The following is a 21507-nucleotide window of genomic DNA, read 5'->3' as shown; positions in this document are numbered from 1 at the left end:
GGCCAGGGTAGCGGTGGCTACTCGTGTCGTTCGATCCGTTCCTTGGCGATGAGCACCCCGTCGTCGAAGCACAGCCGGTACACGGGCGGCAGTCCGTTCACGTGTTCCACCAGGTAGAAGCGGCAGTCGTCCGCTTCGGGCGGGGGCGGCGGAGGGTCGTCGACCGAGCGTGCCGGGTACTCGAACCGGGGCAGCGTCGTCTCGACGTTCTCCACGGTGTCTCCCACGGCCAGACGCTCGTAGCCCGCCGGGGACACCACCGAGTTCTCGCTCACCCACCACAGTGTCAGGAAGCCGAACCCGATCAGGGCGATGGTCAGTGCTGCCGGCACGATCAGGGCGGTGCGCAGGCTTCGTCGGGCCTGTTCGTCGGCCTCCGAACGCAAGCGGTCCGTCTGCGACGCGGGTTCGTCCGAAGCGGTGTCCTCGGACCGTTCCGAGATGAGCGCCCGCACCTCGAAGCCGCCCCGCTCCCCGGGGCCCGTGGTGATCTCGCCACCGTTCTCCTTCACCAGGGCGCGCAGCTCGGCCAACCCGCCGGCGCCCTCGCCGCCGTCCCCCGTGCGGGCGGGGAGGATCGGAGCCTCCACCGGGCCGGTATCGGTGACCGTCACCCGGACGGCGTCCCCGCCCCGCACCACGTGCACCGACACCTCGCCGCCGGGCGCGTACTTGGCGGCGTTGGTCAGAGCCTCCCGCACCACCCGGTGGACCGTTCGACCCACCCTCGAACCGGCCACCGGGTCGGAGCCCTCCCGCAGCAACCGCACCGAGAGCCCGGCGTCCGAGGCACGTTCCACCAGTGTGGAGACGCTTTCCCCGGGTTCCTCGGAATCCTCGTCGGAGCCCTCGCGCAGCACCCCGATCACCTCGCGCAGTCGCAGGTTGGCCTCGTGCGCCGCCTCCCGCAGTTCCGAGGCGGCCCCACGCCGTTCGGGGTCGTCCCCGGCGGACATCTCCAGAGCCGCCGCGCGCACCGCGATCAGTGCCAGGTCGTGGCCCAGGGAGTCGTGCATGCGGGAGGCGATGCGGGCACGTTCGCGCAGGCGGGCGCGGTCGGCCTCCGCCGCGCGGGTCCGTTCCATCCGCTCGGCCAGTGCCCAGGCGCCCCGGGTCGCGCTCAGGCGTCGCCGTCGGTACCGGGCGAACAACCAGGGGGCCACCAACGCCAGCACCAGCGCCAGCGCGCCGCCGGTCCAGTCGACCAGCGACGACAGGAAGTCCCGGGTATCCAGATCGAACACCACGGCCGCGGCCGCGTTCGCCGTGAACGTGACCGCCACGGCCAGGATCGCGGGCACCACCACCGGACCGGGGCGGTCCGAGCGCAGGCCGTACCGGTAGGCCACGGCGGCCACCACCAGCACGGGCATGAACAGGTAGAGCGTGGTGAACAGCCCCAACCCCGTCGAGACCGTCTGCGCGGTGGCGTAGGCGGTCGCCACCGCGAGGGAGGCCGCCGGCAGCCGGCGGGACAGGCCGACCGCGATCGCCACCACGACCAGCGCGACCGCGCTCTCGGCGAACCCGGACCGACCTTCGTCCCCCGAGAGTTCGGCCACGGCGAGTCCACCGAGGACCGCCCAGAGCAGGAGGTCGACGGCGGGTGCGAGCCCGCGCCGGTGTGGACTCGCCGGTACGTTCATGGGTCCCAAAGTACGGGGATCAGCGGGGGGTGAGGCCGTGGAGAAGGTGGTGGACGACCGCCGGGAGAGCGCCGTCGAACTTCTCCTTGGAGTGGTCGGCGGTCAGGAAGGCGAAGCCGTGCAGGGTGGAGACGACGGTGTAGGCGATCGGCTTCGGGTCGCCTTGGACGATCTCGCCGTCGGCCTGGCCCTGGAGGATCGGGGCGAGGACGACGCCGAGCAGTTCGTCGAGGGCCGCGATGAGCTGATCGGTGGCGTCGCTGTCGTGCTTGCGCGTGTACATCAGGTCCAGCAGGGCGCCGTTGGCGATGGTGAAGTCCACGTAGGACCGGGCCAGGGCGAGGATACGGGCCCCGGCCCCGGCACCCTCGACGGTGGTCTCCTGGAGCGCGGACTTGAGGCGTTGGAAACCGCTGAGCGCGAGGGCGTCCAGCAGTGCCCCCTTGTCCTTGAAGTGTCGGCCCGGGGCGGCATGGCTCACGCCCGCATCACGGGCGAGCTCACGCAGGGAGATCGCGGCGGGACCGCGGTCGGCCAGGGTGCGTTCCGCACCGGCCAGGAGAACGGCGCGCAGATCTCCGTGGTGGTAGGGGCGTTCGGACATGTTCACCAGCATAGACGGATGTTGACGGCGACATCATCGTCGTCATGGACAGTTTTCCGGGGTCCGCCCTTACCGTGAGGGGATGACAGAGAAGAACGTCCACCTGCCCGACCTCGGAGGCAGGACCGCCGTCATCACCGGGGCCAACAGCGGCCTCGGCCTGGAGACCGCGAAGGTCCTGGCAAGACGCGGGGCCCGTGTGGTCCTGGCCGTCCGCGACACCGCCAAGGGGGACGAGGCCGCCCGGGGGATCCCGGGTGAGACCGAGGTCCGCCGTCTCGACCTCGCCGACCTCTCCTCGGTCCGCGCCTTCGCCGAGGACTGGAAGGGCGACCTCCACCTGTTGATCAACAACGCCGGGGTCATGGCCGTCCCCAGGTCCAGCACCGTGGACGGTTTCGAGACCCAGTTCGGCGTCAACCACCTGGGCCACTTCGCCCTCACCAACCTGCTCCTGGAACACGTCACCGGACGCGTGGTCACCGTGTCCTCGGGGCTGCACGCCTCCGTGCGCGGCATCCACTTCGAAGACGTGAACTTCGAGAAGGGGTACACCCCCTACCGGGCGTACGGTCAGTCGAAGCTGGCCAACCTGCTCTTCACCCTGGAATTGCAGCGCAGGCTGGAGGAGGCGGGCTCCTCGGTGCTCGCCACCGCTGCCCACCCCGGCTACGCCGACACCAACCTTCAGGGCCGCACCGGGAAGGCGCTGGAGGACAAGTTCATGCGGGTACTGAACAAGGTCATCGGGCAGAGCGCCGCGGCCGGCGCCCTGCCCACGGTCTACGCCGCCACCCAGGACGTGCCCGGGGCGGCCTACGCCGGTCCCGCTGGGACGTTCGGTACCGGCGCTCCGGGTCTGGCCAAGCGAAGCGGCGCCGCCCAGGACACCGACGCCGCCCGCCGGCTGTGGGAGTTCTCCGAGGAGATGACCGGCACCTCGTTCCCGCTGTGACTCCATGCGACGGGGCGGGGACCTGAGGCCCCCGCCCCGTATATCGAGTGGTTCCTAGGGAGTGAGGGTGAGCTCGTCCGTGCTCGCCTCGCGTACGGCCTCCTCCGTCACCGCCCACGGCAGCGACGTTCCCTCGGACCACGGCTCCAACTGGTCGTCGTAGTTGGGGTGGAAGGCGTGCCCCGAGTTGCCGGTCAGGTTGATCCAGGTGGAAGAGTCCCGGTCGGACAGGTCGACGACCATCCGCATGGACGGGACCGTGGTGATGCCGTACCCCTCGGCCGGGTTCCATCCGGTCGCGTTGACGATGCTCGAACCACCCGGGCTCTCCACCGGGCCGCGGTTGAACAACCACTCCACCGGGCCGATCCCCGAAGTGCCGAACGACTCGTGCGTGGCCGTGAGGGTGTGCAGATCGCCCCAGCGCCAGGCGGTCGGATCGTCGCCGAGCAGTTCGGTGAGCTCCTCGGTGGCCTCGTCCATGGCGGCGGCCAGTACCTCGTCACGGCCGCTGACCTCCCGGCCCTCCCACCACGGGGAGTCGGGGTCCTTCAACAGCTCGGTCACCACGTACATGCCGCGCGAGTTGCTGTTCATGTCCACCTCGCCCAACTCGTCGAAGAGCAGGGGGAGCAGGTGACGCCAGGTCGCGTTGTAGAAGGCCGCACCCGCGGAGTCGGGTTCGTTGAAGTGGTCCCAGTCCTCCAGTTCGGCCCGCGCCTCGGCGGTGGTCCCGTCGACGTCCACGTCCAACAGGTGGGGCGTGATGTCGACGGCGGCGCCGTGGTGTGAGTCCATCAGGACGCTTTCCATGTCCTCGATGCTCACCGGGCCGTCGGCGACCGCCTCGGCCAGCAGGTCGTTGATCCGCTGGCTGCGGTAGCCGTAGTCCCAGTCGGTGGTGAGGAAGTGTTCGTAGTCCTCGTCGACCACCGACTGGTTGGCGGTGACGATGATCCCCGACTCGGGGTTGAGCACGCTGGGCAGTTCGTCGAAGGGCAGGTACTCCTCCTCCCAGTCGTAGTCGGAGTCCCAGCCGGGGGCGGGCCAACGGCCATCGCCCTCGCCGCGCACCGGCACCAGACCGGGGGACTGGTAACCGATGTTGCCCTCGTTGTCCGCGTAGACGAGGTTCTGCGCGGGCACCTCGAACTGTGCGGCGGCGCCGCGGAAGTCCTCCCAGCCGCGTGCGCGGTTCAGGGCGAAGATGGAGTCGGCGGTGGTCCCCGGCTGGAGGGCGGTCCACCGCATGGAGACCGCGTAGGGGGAGTCGTCGCCCTCGGACGGGGCCGCGCCGATCTCGCGCAGGCCCTCGCCGGCGGCGGTCGTGGACAGGATCGGGCCGTGGTGGGTCGAGCGGATGGTGATGTCCTGGTCCTGGCCACCGGAGACCTTGATGGTGTCCTCGATGATCTCCAGGGGACGTTCCTCGCCGTCGACGACGTAGTTGTCGCCCTCGACCTGTTCCAGGTAGAGGTCCATCACGTCCGGGTTGAGGTTGGTGAAGCCCCACGTGATCGACTCGTTCTGGCCGATGACCACGCCGGGCAGCCCGGAGAAGCTGAAGCCGCTGACGTCGAAGGGGCACTCCTCGGACAGTTCCGTGCAGTGCAGACCCATCTGGTACCAGGTGGACGGCATGGAGGCGCCCAGGTGGGGGTCGTTGGTCAGCAGGGGAGAACCGGTGTCGGTGTGCTCTCCGGAGACCACCCAGGAGTTGGAGCCCATGTCGGGGCTGTCCGAGGGGCCGAGGAGGTCGGGCACGGCCTCGTGGATCGCGGGCAGGCCGCCGAGGGCGTCCAGGGCCTCTTCGGGGAGTTCGGGCCCCCGGGACAGGTCGGCCTCCGGCTCGGCGCCGTGGTGCTCTTCGGTCTCGGTGATGGGTTCGTGCAGCTCGGTCGGGTACTCCGGGTAGAGCTCCTCGATCCGTTCCCGGTCGAGGCCGTTGGCGAGCAGCAGAGCGCGGTTCGTTTCCTCTTGGAGGTTGCCGCCCAGGTCCCAGGCCATGGCCTTGAGCCAGGCGAGGCTGTCGGTGGGCGTCCAGGGCTCGACGGTGTAGTCGTCAGCGGTGACGCCCAGCAGCCCGTACTCCAGGCTCGCGGAAAGTCCGTCGTTGTCGTCGATCCAGGCGTTCACCCCGGCGGCGTAGGCGTCCAGGTACCCCTGCGCGTCCTCGGAGAGCAGGTCGTACTCCTGCTCGGCGACCCGGCGCCAACCCATGGTGCGCAGGTAGACGTCGGTCTCGACCTGGTCCGGGCCGAACAGTTCCGCGGTGCGGCCCGCGGTGACGTGACGGCGGAAGTCCATCTCCCAGAAGCGGTCCTGGGCGTGGGTGAACCCCTGGGCGACGAAGAGGTCCTCGGAGTTGTCGGCGTACACGTGCGCGACCCCGTACTCGTCCCGAAGGACGTTCACCGGTGCGTTCAGCTCCGGCAGGGAGAGCTCCCCGTCGGTGGTGGGGAAGGAGCTTCGCACCGCCATCACGCCGAGGAGGGCGGTGATCAGGGCGAGCGACGCGACGACCGCGACAAACCCCAAACCGACACGAACAAGGACACGCTTACGCAATACACCCATGACCGGAACTTTAGAGTGCCGCTAGTCACACTCTCTATGGTTCCCGGGGGTTCTGTTCCCAATTGTTACCAACTGGTAGGAAGTGCGGCTCTCGTGCTGATCGGCGGCTTTCGGGAAATCGGTCGCGAATCCGACCAATACCCGGGCGCTTCGGTCACGAATCCCGGGTGGGTCGCTTCGCGCGCACCGCGTAGGGCCCACGTCGGTCCGTCCGCCTCCTGAAGGGAATCCCGCCATGAGAATCATCCGTCGCCGCGGCGCCGCGCTCCTGCTCTCCGCGTTCGCCACCTCGGCCCTGCTCGGCCTGGCCGCCTCGCCCGCGCAGGCCGCCTCGGCCGGGGCCACGTCCACCGAGTCCTCCTCCACGCCGGGCCTGCTCCACGGCCTCGTCGGAGATGGTGGCTTGGTCAGCATCTTCATCGGCAACTACCAGGTCAGGAACTAGCGCCGCGTCAGTCGACGCGCCTCTGCGGCCGGGAGCGGGAGCATTCCGGCCGCATCGCCAGATCTGAAGCGCGTCGCACTGTGAGCGTCCCGCGGCCCTGGAGGTGACGTGGATCACGCCATCCTCACGGCTTGTCGCTCCGAATCCCCCATGATCCGGGCCAAGCGAGTGAAAGCGGTCGACCTTCGTTTCGGGGGCGATCGCTCTGGAGGCGGAGCACGTCACCTCCGGGCCGGGGAACCCGGCTCTCCCGCGAGCCCGACACCCGCGGCTCATCCGCCGGCATCACCACAGCACGTGCCGAAGCGATTGGAAGGTTTTCGATGACGAACACCGGCCACCCCCACCGCCTGCCGCTCACGGCCGCCCAGAAGGGGCTGTGGTACGCCCAGCAGATGGATCCGGGAAACCCGGTGTACGCGATCGCCGAGTACCTGGAGCTCAACGGGCCCCTGGACGTACCGACCCTCTGCACGGCACTCCGCCAGGCCGTCCTGGAGACCGAAGCGCTCCACCTGCGTTTCGGGGAGGACGACGGGTTCCCCTGGCAGGAGGTCCGCCGTCCCGAGGACTGGTGGCCCACCTTCATCGACCTCTCCGCGGAGGAGGACCCCGACGAGACGGCGCGGCGGTGGATGCGCGACGATCTCGCGCGCTCGCTCGACGTACACGGGGACGCGCTGTTCGCCGAGGTCGTCTTCCGGCTCGGAACCGAACGCCACTTCGTCTACCAGCGGGTCCACCACCTGCTCATGGACGGCTACGGGGCGATGCTGGTCCTGGGTCGGATCACCGAGGTCAACGACGCCCTCGTCGCCGGTACCGAGCCCGGCCCCAGCCCTTTCGGGTCGCTGAGCCGGCTCTTGGAAGAAGAGGCCCTCTACCGGGAGGACGGCACCGCCGAGGAGGACGAACGCTTCTGGGCGGAGCGGATGGCCGACGCCCCCGACGCCGTGGGGCTGGCGGGACAGCCCGCGCGTATGCCCACCAGCCTGAACCGGGCCACCGCCCACCTGCCGCGCACGGTCGCGGCCGGGCTCCAGGCCGTCGCCCGCGAGCAGCGGACCAGCCTGCCCGCCGCGGTGCTCACCGCCACCGCCGTCTACCTCCACCGTTTTACCGGTGCCCGGGACGTCGTCCTGGGCCTGCCGGTCACCACGCGCCGCAGCGCGCACGCCAGGTCGGTTCCGGTCGCGGTCTCCAACATCGTCCCGCTGCGCGTGCGGGTTCGCCCGGATCGGCCCGTGGCCGAGCTCATGGGACAGATCGCGAGGGAGACCCGTCAGGTCCTGCGACACCAGCGGTACCGCTACGAGGAGATGCGGTGGGGTGGTGGATCCGGCACCACCGGACGCAGACTCACCGGACCGTCCGTGAACATCATCCCTCCCTTGGGCGAGCTGGTCTTCGCGGGACTCCCGGCCACCACGCACAACCTCTCGGTCGGGCCGATCGAGGACCTGTCCGTCATCTTCCACGGGCTCACCGCCACGAACGACATCCGTGTGGACTTCGACGGCAACCCCGACCTCTACACCACCACCGAACTCGAAGACCACCAGCAGCGCCTCTTCCACGTCATGCGGTCCATCGCGGAGGACGCCACGACCCCGGTGGGTGTGCTCGACGTCCAGTCCGCGAAGGACGAGCGGCGAACCCTGGAACAGGGCAGCGCGGCCACCCGCACACCGTCGGACCTGACCGTGGCGACGGAGTTCGAGCTCACCGCCGCGCACACGCCCCAGAGCACCGCGGTCGTCGCCCCCGACGGGCGGTTGACCTTCGCCGAACTCGACTCCCGTTCCGACCGCTGGGCGGACCGGCTCGCCGAGCTCGGCGCGGGCCCGGGCAGCGTGGTCGGTGTCCGCCTGGGGCGGCACACCGACCTGCCCGTGGCCCAGCTGGCGGTGCTCAAGGTCGGTGCCGCCTGCCTGCCGCTCGATCCCGAGTACCCAGAGGGCCGGTTGGCCGCGATGGTCGATGACGCACGGCCGGACATCGTCCTCGCCCACCGCGCGACCGTCCCGGACGGGGACCGGGACGACGCCGGGCAGGGCGCCCCGCGGAACGTCCTCATGGACGACCCGGCCACGCGCGCCGCCGTCGACGAGGACCACCGCCCTCGAACCCATCGCCGGACGCGGGACGCCACCGGCGACGACCTCGCGTACGTCATCCACACCTCCGGCTCCACGGGCACCCCCAAGGGTGTGGCCGTGGAACACCGATCCCTGCTGAACCTGCTCCACTCGCATCGCGGGCGCGTCTTCGGTCCCGCACGGGAGCGACTGGGCAGACCACTCAGGGTGGCGCACACCGCGGGACTCTCCTTCGACGCCTCGTGGGACCCCTTCCTGTGGATGGTGGACGGCCACGAACTGCACCTGGTCGAGGACGAGCTCCGCCGCGATCCGCAACGCCTGGTCGACCACCTGCGCGAGCGCGGGCTGGACGCCGTCGAGACCACGCCCTCCTTCGCCCGCGCGCTCCTGGACGAAGGGATGGCCGAGCCCGGCGGGCCCACGGTCCTCGCCCTGGGAGGGGAGGCCGTGGACACCGACCTGTGGAACACCCTCGCCGCCCTGGAGCACGTCAGCGCCCACAACCTGTACGGGCCCACCGAGACCACGGTCGACAGCCTCACCGCGCCCATCACGTCCGACACCGAGCCCGTGATCGGCGCGGCGGTCGCGGGCTCACGCGCCTACGTCCTGGACTCGGGGCTCAGACCCGTGCCCCAGGGGGCCACCGGTGAGCTGTACGTGGCGGGCGAGTCCGTCGCCCGCGGCTACCTGGGCCGTCCCGTCCGCACCGCCGAGCGGTTCGTGGCGGACCCCTTCACCGCCGACGGCGGCCGGATGTACCGCACCGGTGACCTGGTGTCTCCGGGGCCCGACCACACCCTGCGTTTCCTGGGACGGGCCGACGACCAGGTCAAGGTACGAGGCGTACGGGTCGAACCGGCCGAGGTGGAGGCGGTCGTGCGGGACGCCCCCGGTGTGCGTCGGGCGGCGGTGGTCCCGGTCGGTGTCGGGACCGACACACGCCTGGTGGCCTACGTGGTGGTCGAGGACCCCTCCGGTGCCGAGGAGGTCCGTACGCACGCGGCCGACCGGCTGCCTTCCTACATGGTCCCCGCGCAGGTCGTGGAGGTTCCCGAACTGCCGCTCACCCCCAGTGGCAAGCTCGACCGCGACGCGCTGCCCGAGCCCACCGCCGAGGCCTCCGCCTCCCGGCACCCGCGTACGGAGCGCGAGCGGGTGCTCTGCCGGCTCTTCGAGGAGACCGTCGGTGTGGCCGACGTCGGGGTCGACGACGACTTCTTCGCGCTGGGCGGTCATTCCCTGCTCGCCACCCGACTGATCGGCCGCATCCGCACCGAGTTCGGTGCCGCCCCCGCCATTCGGGAGCTCTTCGAGAACCCGACCGTCGTCGACCTGGCCCGGATCCTGCCGGAGACGGCCGACGAGGGACCACGCCTGGAGCCGCGTGAGCGCCCCGAGGCGCTGCCATTGTCGCACGCCCAGCGCAGACTCTGGTTCCTCAACCGATACGCGCCCGGGTCGGGCGCCTACAACATCCCGGCGGCGTTGCGCCTGCGCGGAGATTTGGACACCGTCGCCCTGCGCCAGGCCCTGGACGACCTCGTGGAACGCCACGAGACCCTGCGCACCGTCTTCCCCATGCACGGGGAGGAGCCCGAGCAGCGGGTTCTGGCACCGCACGAGAACCGGCTCGACTTCGCCTCGGTCTCCTGCCCCGAGCACGCCCTGGACCGAGTCTTGTCCGCCGAGGCCGGGCGCGGGCTGGACACCTCCGCCGACGCCCCGTTCCGGGTCCGGCTCCTGCGGGTCGGCGAGCACGACCACGTCCTCCTGCTCGTCCTGCACCACATCGCCGGTGACGGCTGGTCCCTGGGACCGCTCGCCCAAGACCTGGCCGACGCCTACGCGGCGCGTTCCGAGGGTCGGGCGCCGGACCAGGAGCCCCTCCCCGTCCAGTACGCCGACTACACCCTCTGGCACAACGAGGTGCTCGGCTCCGACGACGACCCCGACAGCGAGATGTCGAGGCAGCTGGGTTTTTGGCGCGAGGCCTTGCGCGGGGCACCGGAGGAGATGGTGCTCCCCGCGGACCACCCACGTCCGGAGCGGTCCAGCGGCCGGGGCGGGTCGGTCCCGCTGACCCTGTCGACCGACCTCCACGAGCGCCTGAACGGTCTGGGCAACAAGCACGGCGCGAGCCTGTTCATGGTGCTCAACGCGGGGCTGGCCGCACTTTTGTCCCGCCTGGGCGCGGGCACCGACCTGACCGTGGGCACACCCACCGCCGGGCGCACCGAAGCCGAACTCGACGCGCTCGTCGGCTTCTTCGTCAACACCGTCGTCATCCGCACCCGCACATCCGGTAACCCGACCTTCGATGACCTGATCATCAGGTCACGGGACGCCGGCAGGGCCGCGTTCTCGCACCAGGACGCGCCCTTCGACCGCGTGGTGGAGGAGTTGCGGCCGGCGCGCCGGGGTTCGCGGCACCCCCTCTTCCAGGTCATGCTCGCCCTCCAGAACCTTCCGGTCGCACGGCCCTCTCTGAGAGGGCTGGAGACCAGCGTCCACGAGGGCGCCGGTACCGATCAGGCCAAGTTCGACCTCACCCTGAACCTGACCGAGCACCTGGGCGCGGACGGTGCTCCGGACGGGCTCTCGGGTGACCTGGAGTACGACGCGGACCTCTTCGACGGGGAGACCGTCGCGTCGATCGCCGCGCGCTTCACGCACCTGCTGTCGATCCTGGCCGAGGCGCCGGACACCGTCGTGGAGGAGGCCGAACTCCTGCTGCCCGGGGAACGGGCCGTCCTGGCCGAGGGCGCCACCGGGCCGATCCGCCCCCATGGTCCGGAGACGATCCTGGGCGTCTTCGCGAAGCAGGTCGCGCGCACCCCCGACCGCACCGCCGTGGTCGCGGGCGAGCGCAGCCTCACCTTCGCGGAGCTGGACGCCCGTGCCGAACGGTTGTCCCGTCTCCTCGCCGACCGGGGAGCGGGCCCGGGCACGATCGTGGCGGCGGCGCTGCCGCGCTCGGTCGAGCTCGCGGTCGCGCTCCTGGGCGTGCTACGAAGCGGCGCCGCGTACATGCCGGTCGACACCTCGTACCCGCAGGAGCGGATCGACCACATGCTGGCCGACGCCGCCCCCGCGCACGTCCTCACCACCACGCACCACCGGACGCGGGCCCCCGCCGACAGCACGGTGCTGCACCTGGACGCCCTGCCGCTGGACACGTCGGTGAACGCGTCCCCCGCCGATCCGGGACCGCGCGACGCCGCCTACGTCGTCTACACCTCCGGCTCCACGGGCCGCCCCAAGGGCGTGGTCGTCGAGCACCGTTCGCTGGCCAACCTGTTCCGCTCCCACCAGGAACGCCTGTTCGAGCCCGCCAGTGCCGCCGCCGACCGGTACCTGCGGGTCGCGCACACCGCCGGTGTCTCCTTCGACGCCTCGTGGGACCCCTTCCTGTGGATGGTGGACGGCCACGAACTGCACATCGTCCAGGACCCGGTCAGGGGCGACGCCGAACGGCTCGTCGCGCTCCTGCGCGACCTGGGCGTCGACATGATCGAGACCACCCCCTCCTACGCCCGCCAGCTCCTGGCGCTCGGCCTGACCGACGGCGGCTCCGGGCCGAGCGTGGTCGCCCTCGGAGGTGAACCCGTCGACCCCCGGCTCTGGCGCGAGCTGGGCCGAACCCCCGGCCTCGTCGCCCACAATCTCTACGGACCGACCGAGTGCACCGTCGACAGCGTCACCTCCCGCTCCGACGAGGAGGACACCCCGGCGATCGGCCGACCGATCGCCAACACCGGAGCCCGGGTTCTGGACGGCCTACTGCGCCCGGTCCCCGCCGGTGTGGTCGGCGAGCTGTATCTCAGCGGGAGCGGGGTCGCCCGTGGTTACCTCGGCCGCCCCGGGCTGACCGCCGACCGCTTCGTGGCGGACCCGTTCGCCGCTGACGGATCACGCATGTACCGCACCGGTGACCTGGTCACCCGGCGTTCGGACGGGGTCCTGCGCTATGTCGGGCGTGCCGACGGCCAGGTCAAGATCCGGGGCCATCGGATCGAGCTCGCGGAGGTGGAGGCCGTCGTGGCCGAACACCCCGCCGTCGCCCAGGCCGGGGTGGCGCTCACCCGAACCAGGGACGGTGACGCCCGTCTCGCCGCCTACGTCACCGCCCGGCCGGGCGAGCGCCCGGACACCCGTGGGGTCCGCGACCACGCGGCCCGCAGGCTCCCCGCGGCCATGCTGCCCGGGGTGGTCATGGTGCTGCCCGAACTCCCGCTCACGCCCAACGGCAAACTGGACCGGTCCGCGCTGCCCGAGCCGGAGGCCGTCGCGGGCGGCGGCCGGGGCCCGCGCGACCGCGACGAGACCGTGCTGTGCGAGCTGTTCGCGAAGGTCCTGGACGTGCCCGAGGTGGGCATCGACGACGACTTCTTCGAGCTCGGCGGCCACTCGCTCCTCGCGGTGCGCCTGGTCGCCCGCATCCGCCGGGTGGTGGGCGCCGAGGTCGCGGTCCGCACCCTCTTCGAGGCGCCGACCGTCGCCGGCCTGGCCGCCGCGCTCGGCAGCGGGCGCCACTCCCGGCCCCCGCTGCGGCCGGTGCCGCGGCCCGAACACGTCCCGCTCTCCTTCGCCCAGCGCAGGCTCTGGTTCCTCAATCGGATGGACACTTCGGCGGCCGACTACAACCTGCCCATGGCGGTGCGGATCACCGGTGAACCCGACACCGACGCCCTGCGCGGGTCCCTCGGCGACGTGACCGCTCGCCACGAGAGTCTGCGCACGGTCTTCCCCGACGTCGACGGAGAGCCCTACCAGCACGTGCTCCCCGCCGAGTCCGCGGTATCGGAGGCCGACTACACCGAGGTCGACTCCGAGGAGGAACTGCGGGCGGCCCTGGCCCGCGAGGCCGGAAGAGGCTTCGACCTGGCGGTCGAGGCACCCCTGCGCGGCCATCTGTTCAAGGTCGGAGGGGACCACGTGCTGTTGCTGGTCCTGCACCACATCGCCGGCGACGGCTGGTCGACCGCACCACTGGCACGCGACCTCTCCATGGCCTACACCGCCCGCGTGCACGGCACCGCGCCGCTCAACCGGGAACTGCCGGTCCAGTACGTGGACTACACGCTCTGGCAGCACGAGGTGTTGGGCGACGACAGTGACCCCGACAGCGCCATCCGGCACAGTCTCGACGACTGGGAGCGCCGTCTGTCCGGTGCCCCCGACGAGCTTCGGATGCCCTACGACCGACCCCGACCCAACACCGCCTCCCAGCCCTCCGCCGGCGTGTCGGTGGACATCGGCACCGACCTGCACGAGCGGTTGCTGCGCCTGGCACGGTCCACCTCCACGAGCCTGTTCATGGTCCTCCAAGCCGGGCTCGCGGCCCTGCACACGCGCCTGGGCGCGGGTGAGGACATCGTCATCGGCACCCCGGTCGCGGGGCGCACCGACCCGGCTTTGGACGAGCTGGTCGGGTTCTTCGTCAACACGCTCCCGTTGCGCACGGACACCTCCGGCAACCCGGACTTCGCCGAGATCCTCGCCCGGGTGCGCGACGCGGACCTGGACGCCTTCGATGACCAGGAAGTGCCCTTCGAGCAGATCGTGGAGAGGCTGAACCCCTCCCGTGCGCTGGGACGGCACCCCCTGTTCCAGACCGTCCTCACCCTCCAGAACAACGAGACGCCCACCCTGGAACTGCCGGGGCTGGACGTGCGCCCCGAACCGGGCGCCGCCGCGCTGGGCGCCAAGTTCGACCTCTCGTTCGACCTCGCCGAACAGACCTGTGCGCTGGGCGGTGCCGGGGGCATCGCCGGCACGCTGGAGTACAACAGCGCGATGTTCGACCCGAACACCGCGCACCTGTTCGTCGAGCGGTACGTGCGGCTGTTGGACGCGGCCACCCGGGCACCGCGGACCCCGATGCGGCGACTGGACATCCTCTCCGGCGACGAGCGGGCGGGGCTGCTCTCCGACGGTCACGGGCCGCGTCGGGAACTTCCGGCCGAGACCGTCGTGGAGTTGTTCGAGGACCGGGCCCGGAACACCCCCGAAGCGATCGCCCTGGTCTGCGGTGGGGAGCGGCTCAGCTTCGCCACACTCGAACGGCGAGCCAACTGCTTGGCGCGCTCGCTGATCAAGCTCGGGAACGGCCCCGGCGACGTGGTCGCCGTACTCCTTCCGAGATCGGTCGAGACGGTGGTCTGCCTCCTGGCCGTGCTCAAGAGCGGGGCCGCCTACCTGCCGTTGGACGTGGACCACCCCGACGAGCGGCTGGCCGCCATGGTCGACGACGCCGAACCGCGGATCGTGCTCACCGAAGCCTCACTCGCGCACCGGGTCGAGAACACCCCCGAGGTCCTGGAAGTGGACACCCTCACGGACCGGCACGGGGACTGTCACTGCGCCACCGCGGGTGCCCTGACCGACGCCGAACGGCTCCGCCCGCTCTCCTCCTCCGACGTGGTGTACGTCGTCTACACCTCCGGCTCCACCGGTCGCCCCAAGGGCGTGGAGGTCGAGCACGGGTCCCTGGTCAACCTGTTCCTGAGCCACCGCGAAGAGCTCTTCACCCCGGTGAGCGAGGAACTGGGCCGCAGACTCCGCGTCGCGCACACGGCGGGCGTGGCCTTCGACGCCTCCTGGGACCCGATCCTCTGGCTGGTCGACGGACACGAACTGCACATGATCGAGGACGACGTGCGGCGGAACCCCGCCGGGCTCGCCGACTACCTCGTCGGCAACGGTGTGGACTCCATCGAGACCACACCGAGCCACGCCCGCCGTCTCATCGCCGAGGGCGTGCTCGACCACGCGGACGGACTCTCGGTCGTGGCGCTGGGCGGCGAGGCGGTGGACGCCGACCTCTGGGAGAGCCTGAGCGAGCGCCTGAACGTGCGCGCCTACAACTTCTACGGCCCCACCGAGGCCACGGTGGACGCCGTCGTCGCCGGGATCGGTGGTGAGGCGGGGCCGACCATCGGCCGGCCGGTCGGCAACATCCGGGTCTACGTCCTGGACAGCGGACTTCAGCCCGCGCCCGTGGGCGCCCTGGGCGAGCTGTACATCGCCGGGGCCGGACTGGCGCGCGGCTACCGAAGCCGACCGGGGATGACGGGGGAGCGGTTCGTCGCCGACCCGTTCACCGCCACCGGCGGGCGCATGTACCGCACCGGCGACCTGGTGCGGTGGCGATCCGACGGAACCCTGGACTTCGTCGGCCGCGTCGACGACCAGGTCAAGCTCCGCGGCTTCCGCGTCGAACCCGGGGAGATCAGGGCCCATCTGCTCGACCACCCCGACGTCGCCGAGGCCGCTGTCCTGGTGCGCCGCACCGCTCACGGGGACGCCAGACTCGTCGCCTACCTGGTGCCGCGAGGACGGCCCGGCCCCACCGACGCGGAACTGCGCCGACGCCTCGGCGCCCAGTTGCCCGACTACATGGTCCCCGCCGTGTTCGTCCGGCTGGAGGCCCTGCCGCTGACCGTGAACGGCAAGGTCGACCACGCGGCCCTGCCCGATCCGGCGGAGCACGCACCCCAGGTGAGCGGGGTTCCCGGAACCCGCCTTGAGGCCCGGATGTGCGCGCTGTTCGCGCAGGTCCTGGACCTGCCGAAGGTCGGCGTCCACGACGGGTTCTTCGAGCTGGGCGGCCATTCCCTGCTGGCGGCGCGCCTCGTGCGCAGGGCCACCGTGGCCTTGGGCCAGGAGGTCACCGTCCCCATGCTCTTCCAGAACCCCACCGTCGCCGGGCTCATCGAGGCCGCCCACACCGTGGACGGCGCCGAGGGCGGGGCTTCGGAGAGCGGGCTCGGCCGGGTCCTGCCGATCCGGCCCACGGGGGAGGGCGCACCGCTGTTCTGCGTGCACCCCGCAGGGGGGTTGGCCTGGGCCTACTCGGGGCTGGCCCAGCACGTCGACGCCGACCACCCCGTCTACGGGCTCCAAGCAGCCGGGATCGCACCCGGCGAGCCGGTGGGCCAGGCGGACGACCTGCGGGAACTCGTCGAGGACTACGCCGCCCGTATCCGTGAGACCCGGCCAGAGGGGCCCTACCACCTGCTGGGCTGGTCGCTCGGTGGCAACATCGCGCACGCACTCGCCTGCCACCTCCAGGAGAGTGGTGACGAGGTGGCCACACTCACCCTGTTGGACGCACACCCTTTCGACCAGGACGCCGGCACGGGCTTCGCCGACGATGGCGAGGCACTCACCGCGCTGCTCCGGGCGCAGGGCTACGCCGAGGACACCGAGGACCTGCCCCGTGCCCCGCGGGCCCGGGACGCCCTGGAGGTCTTCCGACGCAACGGCGATCCCCGCGGAGAGCTTTCGGAACAGGCGGTCAACGCCATGCTCCAAGCCTTCGAACAGCAGGTGTCCCTGCTGAACCGAAGCCGACCCCCGGTCTTCGACGGAGACGTCCTCTTCTTCACCGCGAGCCTGGACAGGGTTCCGGGCGTCTCGCTCCCGGAGCGGTGGCTCCCCTTCGTCGACGGCCGGATCGACAACCACGACGTGGACTGCGCCCACGCGCTCATGGCCAGGCCGGAGCCGCTGTCGGTGATCGGCCCCTTGGTGGCCGACCGGCTGGCCCGGCCGCTCACCCGTCGGCCCTGAGACACCGGACGCCGGATGCCGGATGCCGGACGCCGGATGCCGGACACCGGGCGCCGAACGCCGAGCGCCGAAGGACGGCCCCGAACCACCTTCCCGAGAACACCAGCCACCGACAGAGGGAACCAGACATGCAGAACCCGTTCGACGACACCGACACCTCGTTCCTCGTCCTGGTCAACGACGAGGACCAGCACTCCCTGTGGCCCGCCTTCGTTCCGGTCCCGGCCGGTTGGGTCGTGCGCCACGGACCGGACAAGCGAGAGGAGTGCCTGTCCTACATCGACGCCAACTGGACTGACATGCGGCCCCTCCGGGTCCGCCGGCTCGACACCGTCTGAGACCCCGGGCCCGGTCGGCCGAGCCGGCCGACCGGGCCCACCGACCACGAAGGGAGTGGCGTGAACCCCGAAGACCATGTCATCGATGTCGAGGGCCTGAGTAAGTCCTTCGGCAAGCACCAGGCGCTCCAGGGCATCGATCTGCGAGTGCCGCGCGGGCACGTCCTCGGCCTGCTGGGCCCCAACGGGGCCGGCAAGACCACCGCGGTACGAGTTCTGACCACCCTGCTCCGGCCCGACAGCGGACGGGTCCGCGTCGCCGGGCACGATGTCGTGACCGACCCCGGGGCCGTCCGCCGCAGCATCGGGCTCTCCGGCCAGTACGCGGCCGTGGACGAGAAACTCACCGGCTTCGAGAACCTGCGCATGGTGGGCCGCCTGTACGGGATGAACCGTAGGCAGGCCACCGAGCGCGCCCGCGAGCTGTTGCGTCGGTTCCGGCTCTCGGACGCGGCCGATCAGCGTTCGGTCGCCTACTCGGGCGGTATGCGCCGCCGCCTGGACCTGGCCGGGGCCCTGGTGGCCCGGCCGGAGGTGGTCGTCCTCGACGAACCCACCACCGGCCTGGACCCGCGCGGGCGGATGGACACCTGGGAGGTCGTCTCCGCCCTGGTGGAGGACGGCACCACCGTCCTGCTGACCACGCAGTACCTGGAGGAAGCCGACCAGCTTTCGGACACGATCGTGGTCATCGACAAGGGGGTCGTGATCGCCCGGGGCAGCGCGGACGCGCTCAAGGAACACATCGGGGGTTCGAGGATGGACTTCGTCCTCGCCGACGCCGCGGACCTGGACTCGGCGGCGGGGATCGTCGCCGACCACGGCAGCGGCCGACCCGAGACGGACCGGGGCGCCCGCCGGCTGTCCGTGGCGACCTCAGGGGGTCAGACGTCGCTGACCCACGCGCTCGCCGCGCTGGAACGCGGCGGGGTCCCCGTCGTGGAGGTGGCGCTGCGCCGCCCCACCCTGGACGAGGTCTTCCTGGAACTCACCGGGCAGGACGAGAAGGCGGCCGTGCCCGCACCAGCGGCCGGAGGCCCGAGGTGAACACGCTCATCCGATCGGTGTCCGACAGTGGCGTGGTCGCCCACCGCAATCTGCTCAACGTCCTCAGGACACCGGGTTCCATGGTCTCCGGGGTGATCCAGCCGGTGATGTTCGTCCTGCTGCTCGCCTTCGTCTTCGGGGGCAGCCTGGGGGGACCGGAGTACCGTGAGTTCCTGATCGGGGGGATCTTCGCGCAGACCCTGCTGTTCAACTCGTCCTTCACCGCGGTCGGGCTCGCCAACGACCTCCAGAAGGGCCTCGTCGACCGTTACCGGTCACTGCCCATGTCGCGCATCGCGGTCATCCTGGGCCGTACCATCTCCGACCTGTCCACCAGCTCCCTGTCGCTCCTGGTCACCGCGGTGTGCGGTCTGCTCATCGGCTGGCGCGTCACCACGGGTCCGAGCGAGGCGCTCCTCGGTATCGCGGTGCTGCTGTTCTTCGCCTTCGCGACCTCCTGGATCGGCGTCTTCATCGCACTCACCGCCCGCAGCGTGGAGGTGGCCCAGAGCCTGGGCCTGGTCTGGCTCTTCCCGGTCGCCTTCGTCTCGGGCGCCTTCGTCTCCATCGAGGCCATGCCCGCCCCACTGCGCGTGTTCGCGGAGTGGAACCCGGTCACGGCCGTGGCCTCGGCCGCCCGGGAGCTGTTCGGAAACGCGCCGCCGGCAGGGCTGGCCCAGCCCACCGGATGGCCCGCGGAGAACCCGGTGCTCTACGCGGTGCTGTCCTCAGCGGCCATCATCGCCGTCTTCGCGCCCCTCGCCCTCAACCGCTACATCCGCATCAGCGCCCGCTGAGCGGAGGCCGTGGTCTCGCGGGCCGTGTCGAAGTGATCGATGCCAGTCCTCATGGCCTGGTGTTTCCCATCGTCGCCAAGTGGTGGGTTCTACCTCGCGGTGCGCGAGAGGAGCGGTACGCAGAGGAAGATCGCCAGGGCCATGCCGGTGAAGTAGACCGGGGCGGACAGGTCCAGAAGCACCCCGCCCAGGACGGGGCCGGCGAAGAACCCGAGGTAACGAAGCTCGGACAGGCCGAAGTAGGTGCCCTTGCGATCGTCGGTGGCGATGGCGTGCACCGCGATGTCCGGCAACGGCAGCAGGATCGCCTCACCCAGGGTCCAGAACACGATGGCCACGTACAGCGCCACCACATTGCTCGTCCCCAGCCACACGAAGGCGAACGCCACCGCGAAGCACGCACAGCCCGACGTCACCAATGGGCCATGGGGCAGACGTTCGGACAGTCGGATCACCAGAGGCTGCACCAACAACGCCAGCACGGCGTTGACCACCAGCAACGACGCGAACAGGTACTCCGTCCGATCCCCGTAGGTCCCCTTCATGTACAGCGGGATCGCCGTGTCCATCTGGGAGAACACCAGGAAGACCACCGCGCCGGCGCCGATCGCGGCCAAGAGCAGCGGATCACGTAGGGCCGCGGTCCAAGCGGCGTCGGCACCACCGGAGGCCGGGGAGTCCAGGCGTGCCAACTCGCCGCCACGAACGACCATCACCGCCAGGTACAGGGCGAAGAAGGCGGCGGGCACCAGGAAGAACGCCGTCGGGCTCGCGTGGTAGAGCAGCCCGCCCACGGCGGGGCCGACGATCGCGCCCAGGCACAGGGTGATGTAGCGGACCCGGAAGATCCGCCCATCGCCGGTGTCGGCCAGCGACAGCAGCTTCTTCATGCTGGGTTCGACCATCGTGCGCCCCACTCCCAGGCACAGGAACAGGGCGATGATGGCGACCGGCGCGGTGACGAAGGCCAGCGCGACGTAGACCAGGACGTTCGAGAGCAGTCCCAGCCGCATCAGCCGGACCGTGCCGAAACGGTCGGCGAGCATCCCGCCGGCCAGGCCGCCCAGCGCCGCGATCAGGGGGATGCCACCGACCACCGCCCCGATGCCCGCGGTCGGTAGATCCGTGCGATCGGCGAGGTAGAGCGCAGCGAACGGCAGGGCGGCGAAGAACGCCATCGAGTTGAGCAGGGCGCCCAGCACGAGGGTGCGTTCGTCGCGGCTGAACCGCCAAGGGGACTCGCGGGTGTTCGTCGGGGGCACCGCGCCGCCTTCCGGAAGTGGGGGAGGCGGCGACCGTACCCCGCCCCACCGACAATTCGTCCGGTGAAGGCCGGTGAAGCGCGGACCCGGGGCCGTCGGGAGGCGGCTCCGGGTCATGGAAGGAATCGTGGCAGGAGGGGAGGGATCAGCCCAGGTGCTCGACCAGACGCTCGCTGATCAGGCGGGAGCTGTAGTAGTCCAGCCGGAACCCCTCCGCGCCCACGGTGAAGACGCGGTCGTCCTCGTAGGCCGGGACGTTTTCCAGGGTCGGGTAGCTCTCGACGTAGTCGGTGATCTCCTCGCCCTGCATGTTGACGAACAGCAGGGTGCTGTCGTCGAAGTCGGAGGCGCGCTCGGGGGAGAGCTGGACGATGTCGGTGCGGCCCGCCCCGCCCTGGGCGCCGTCGGCCGTGAGGTCCTCGGGCATCTCGTGCTGGGTCAGGCCCAGGTCGGCGAGCAGCTTGCCCTGCGCCGACGCGGGGGTGAAGACGTTGAAGCCGTCCGGTGTGCCGGTGAGCATCACCACGTCGTTCTCGTGCGACAGGGCCTCGGAGGACTCGGTGACGAGTTCCTCGTACGCCTGCGCGATCTCGGCGGCGAGGTCCTGCCGGTCGAAGGCGTCCCCGTACTGCTCGGTGAGTTCGGTCCACGGGACGTCACCCTCGCCGAGGACCACGGTGGGCGCGATCTCCGACAACTGTTCGTAGGTGCTCTCGTCGACGGAGTCGGCGCCGAAGCCGTTGCCGACGATGAGGTCGGGTCCGGCGGCACCGACCGCTTCCAGGGAGACCTCGGGGCCGGGGAGGGGCTCGACCTCACGCTCGACGGCGAGGTCGGCCCATTGGGAGAAGAAGCCGTTGTCGTCGGTGAGCGGACCGGGGGAGGTGGTGGAGGAAGCCGTGACCGGAACGTCGAGACTGAGCAGGGTGGCGGTGCTGGTGACGCTCACCGAGACCACGCTGGTCGGGTCCGCGGGGATTTCGGTCTCGCCGTACACGTGGCTCACGGTCCGGGTTCCGCCATCACCCGCCGTGTCGGTGGGATCGTCGGACGAGGAGTCGGTTCCGCAGGCGGTGAGCAGTAGCAGGGCGGCCGCCGCTGTGGCGACACTGGTCACCAGGGTGGGGTGAGAGGGAATACGCTTCATGGAAGCAATG

11 protein-coding genes are annotated in these 21507 nt (G+C 70.9%); 6 read left to right on the top strand and 5 right to left on the bottom strand.

The window, feature by feature from the left end:
* Positions 1 to 17: 17 nt before the first annotated feature.
* Positions 18 to 1646 carry an ATP-binding protein gene (locus BQ8420_RS07290; RefSeq protein WP_087097049.1) on the bottom strand — a complete coding sequence of 543 codons (1629 nt, stop codon included), beginning with the start codon at positions 1644 to 1646 and terminating at the stop codon, positions 18 to 20.
* Positions 1647 to 1665: 19 nt separating this feature from the next.
* Positions 1666 to 2250 carry a TetR/AcrR family transcriptional regulator gene (locus BQ8420_RS07285; protein ID WP_087097086.1) on the bottom strand — a complete coding sequence of 195 codons (585 nt, stop codon included), beginning with the start codon at positions 2248 to 2250 and terminating at the stop codon, positions 1666 to 1668.
* A gap of 82 nt (positions 2251 to 2332) precedes the next feature.
* Here BQ8420_RS07285 and BQ8420_RS07280 point away from each other — a divergent pair, with 82 nt between their 5' ends.
* Positions 2333 to 3205, top strand: a complete 873-nt coding sequence (locus BQ8420_RS07280; protein ID WP_087097048.1) for an oxidoreductase — start codon at positions 2333 to 2335, stop codon at positions 3203 to 3205.
* A gap of 54 nt (positions 3206 to 3259) precedes the next feature.
* On the opposite strand, the gene BQ8420_RS07275 is transcribed toward BQ8420_RS07280, so the two are convergent.
* On the bottom strand, positions 3260 to 5686 hold the full coding sequence (locus BQ8420_RS07275; protein ID WP_235005983.1) for a penicillin acylase family protein: 2427 nt from the start codon (positions 5684 to 5686) through the stop codon (positions 3260 to 3262).
* A 331-nt stretch (positions 5687 to 6017) separates the two neighbouring features.
* Between BQ8420_RS07275 and BQ8420_RS07270 the strand changes: the two genes are divergently transcribed.
* The 5 genes from BQ8420_RS07270 (at position 6018) to BQ8420_RS07250 (ending at position 19088) form a co-directional block, all read left to right on the top strand.
* Entirely contained in the window at positions 6018 to 6227 is a 210-nt protein-coding gene (locus BQ8420_RS07270; protein WP_087097046.1) for a hypothetical protein, read from the top strand.
* A gap of 323 nt (positions 6228 to 6550) precedes the next feature.
* Complete coding sequence (locus BQ8420_RS07265; RefSeq protein ID WP_087097045.1) at positions 6551 to 16906, top strand: non-ribosomal peptide synthetase; 10356 nt, start codon at positions 6551 to 6553, stop codon at positions 16904 to 16906.
* A 128-nt stretch (positions 16907 to 17034) separates the two neighbouring features.
* Positions 17035 to 17244 (top strand): MbtH family protein, encoded by a 210-nt coding sequence (locus BQ8420_RS07260; RefSeq protein WP_087097044.1) that lies wholly within the window; start codon positions 17035 to 17037, stop codon positions 17242 to 17244.
* 60 nt (positions 17245 to 17304) lie between these two features.
* Positions 17305 to 18291: an ATP-binding cassette domain-containing protein gene (locus BQ8420_RS07255; RefSeq protein WP_087097043.1), complete on the top strand. Its 987-nt coding sequence runs from the start codon at positions 17305 to 17307 to the stop codon at positions 18289 to 18291.
* Positions 18288 to 19088: an ABC transporter permease gene (locus tag BQ8420_RS07250; protein WP_087097042.1), complete on the top strand. Its 801-nt coding sequence runs from the start codon at positions 18288 to 18290 to the stop codon at positions 19086 to 19088. The genes BQ8420_RS07255 and BQ8420_RS07250 overlap by 4 nt, the downstream gene beginning before the upstream one ends.
* Positions 19089 to 19177: 89 nt before the next feature.
* Here BQ8420_RS07250 and BQ8420_RS07245 read toward each other — a convergent pair whose 3' ends face one another.
* Both BQ8420_RS07245 and fepB read right to left on the bottom strand, forming a co-directional pair.
* Positions 19178 to 20350, bottom strand: coding sequence for an MFS transporter (locus BQ8420_RS07245; protein WP_235005977.1), 1173 nt, complete (start codon positions 20348 to 20350; stop codon positions 19178 to 19180).
* Between the two features lie 145 nt (positions 20351 to 20495).
* Entirely contained in the window at positions 20496 to 21497 is a 1002-nt protein-coding gene (gene fepB, locus BQ8420_RS07240; RefSeq protein ID WP_087097040.1) for a Fe2+-enterobactin ABC transporter substrate-binding protein, read from the bottom strand.
* Positions 21498 to 21507: the final 10 nt, after the last annotated feature.

The organism is Nocardiopsis sp. JB363 (assembly GCF_900143625.1).
Classification (GTDB): Bacteria; Actinomycetota; Actinomycetes; order Streptosporangiales; family Streptosporangiaceae; genus Nocardiopsis.
Note: the sequence above shows the minus strand (reverse complement) of the source record. Positions and strands in the feature narration are given on the sequence as shown.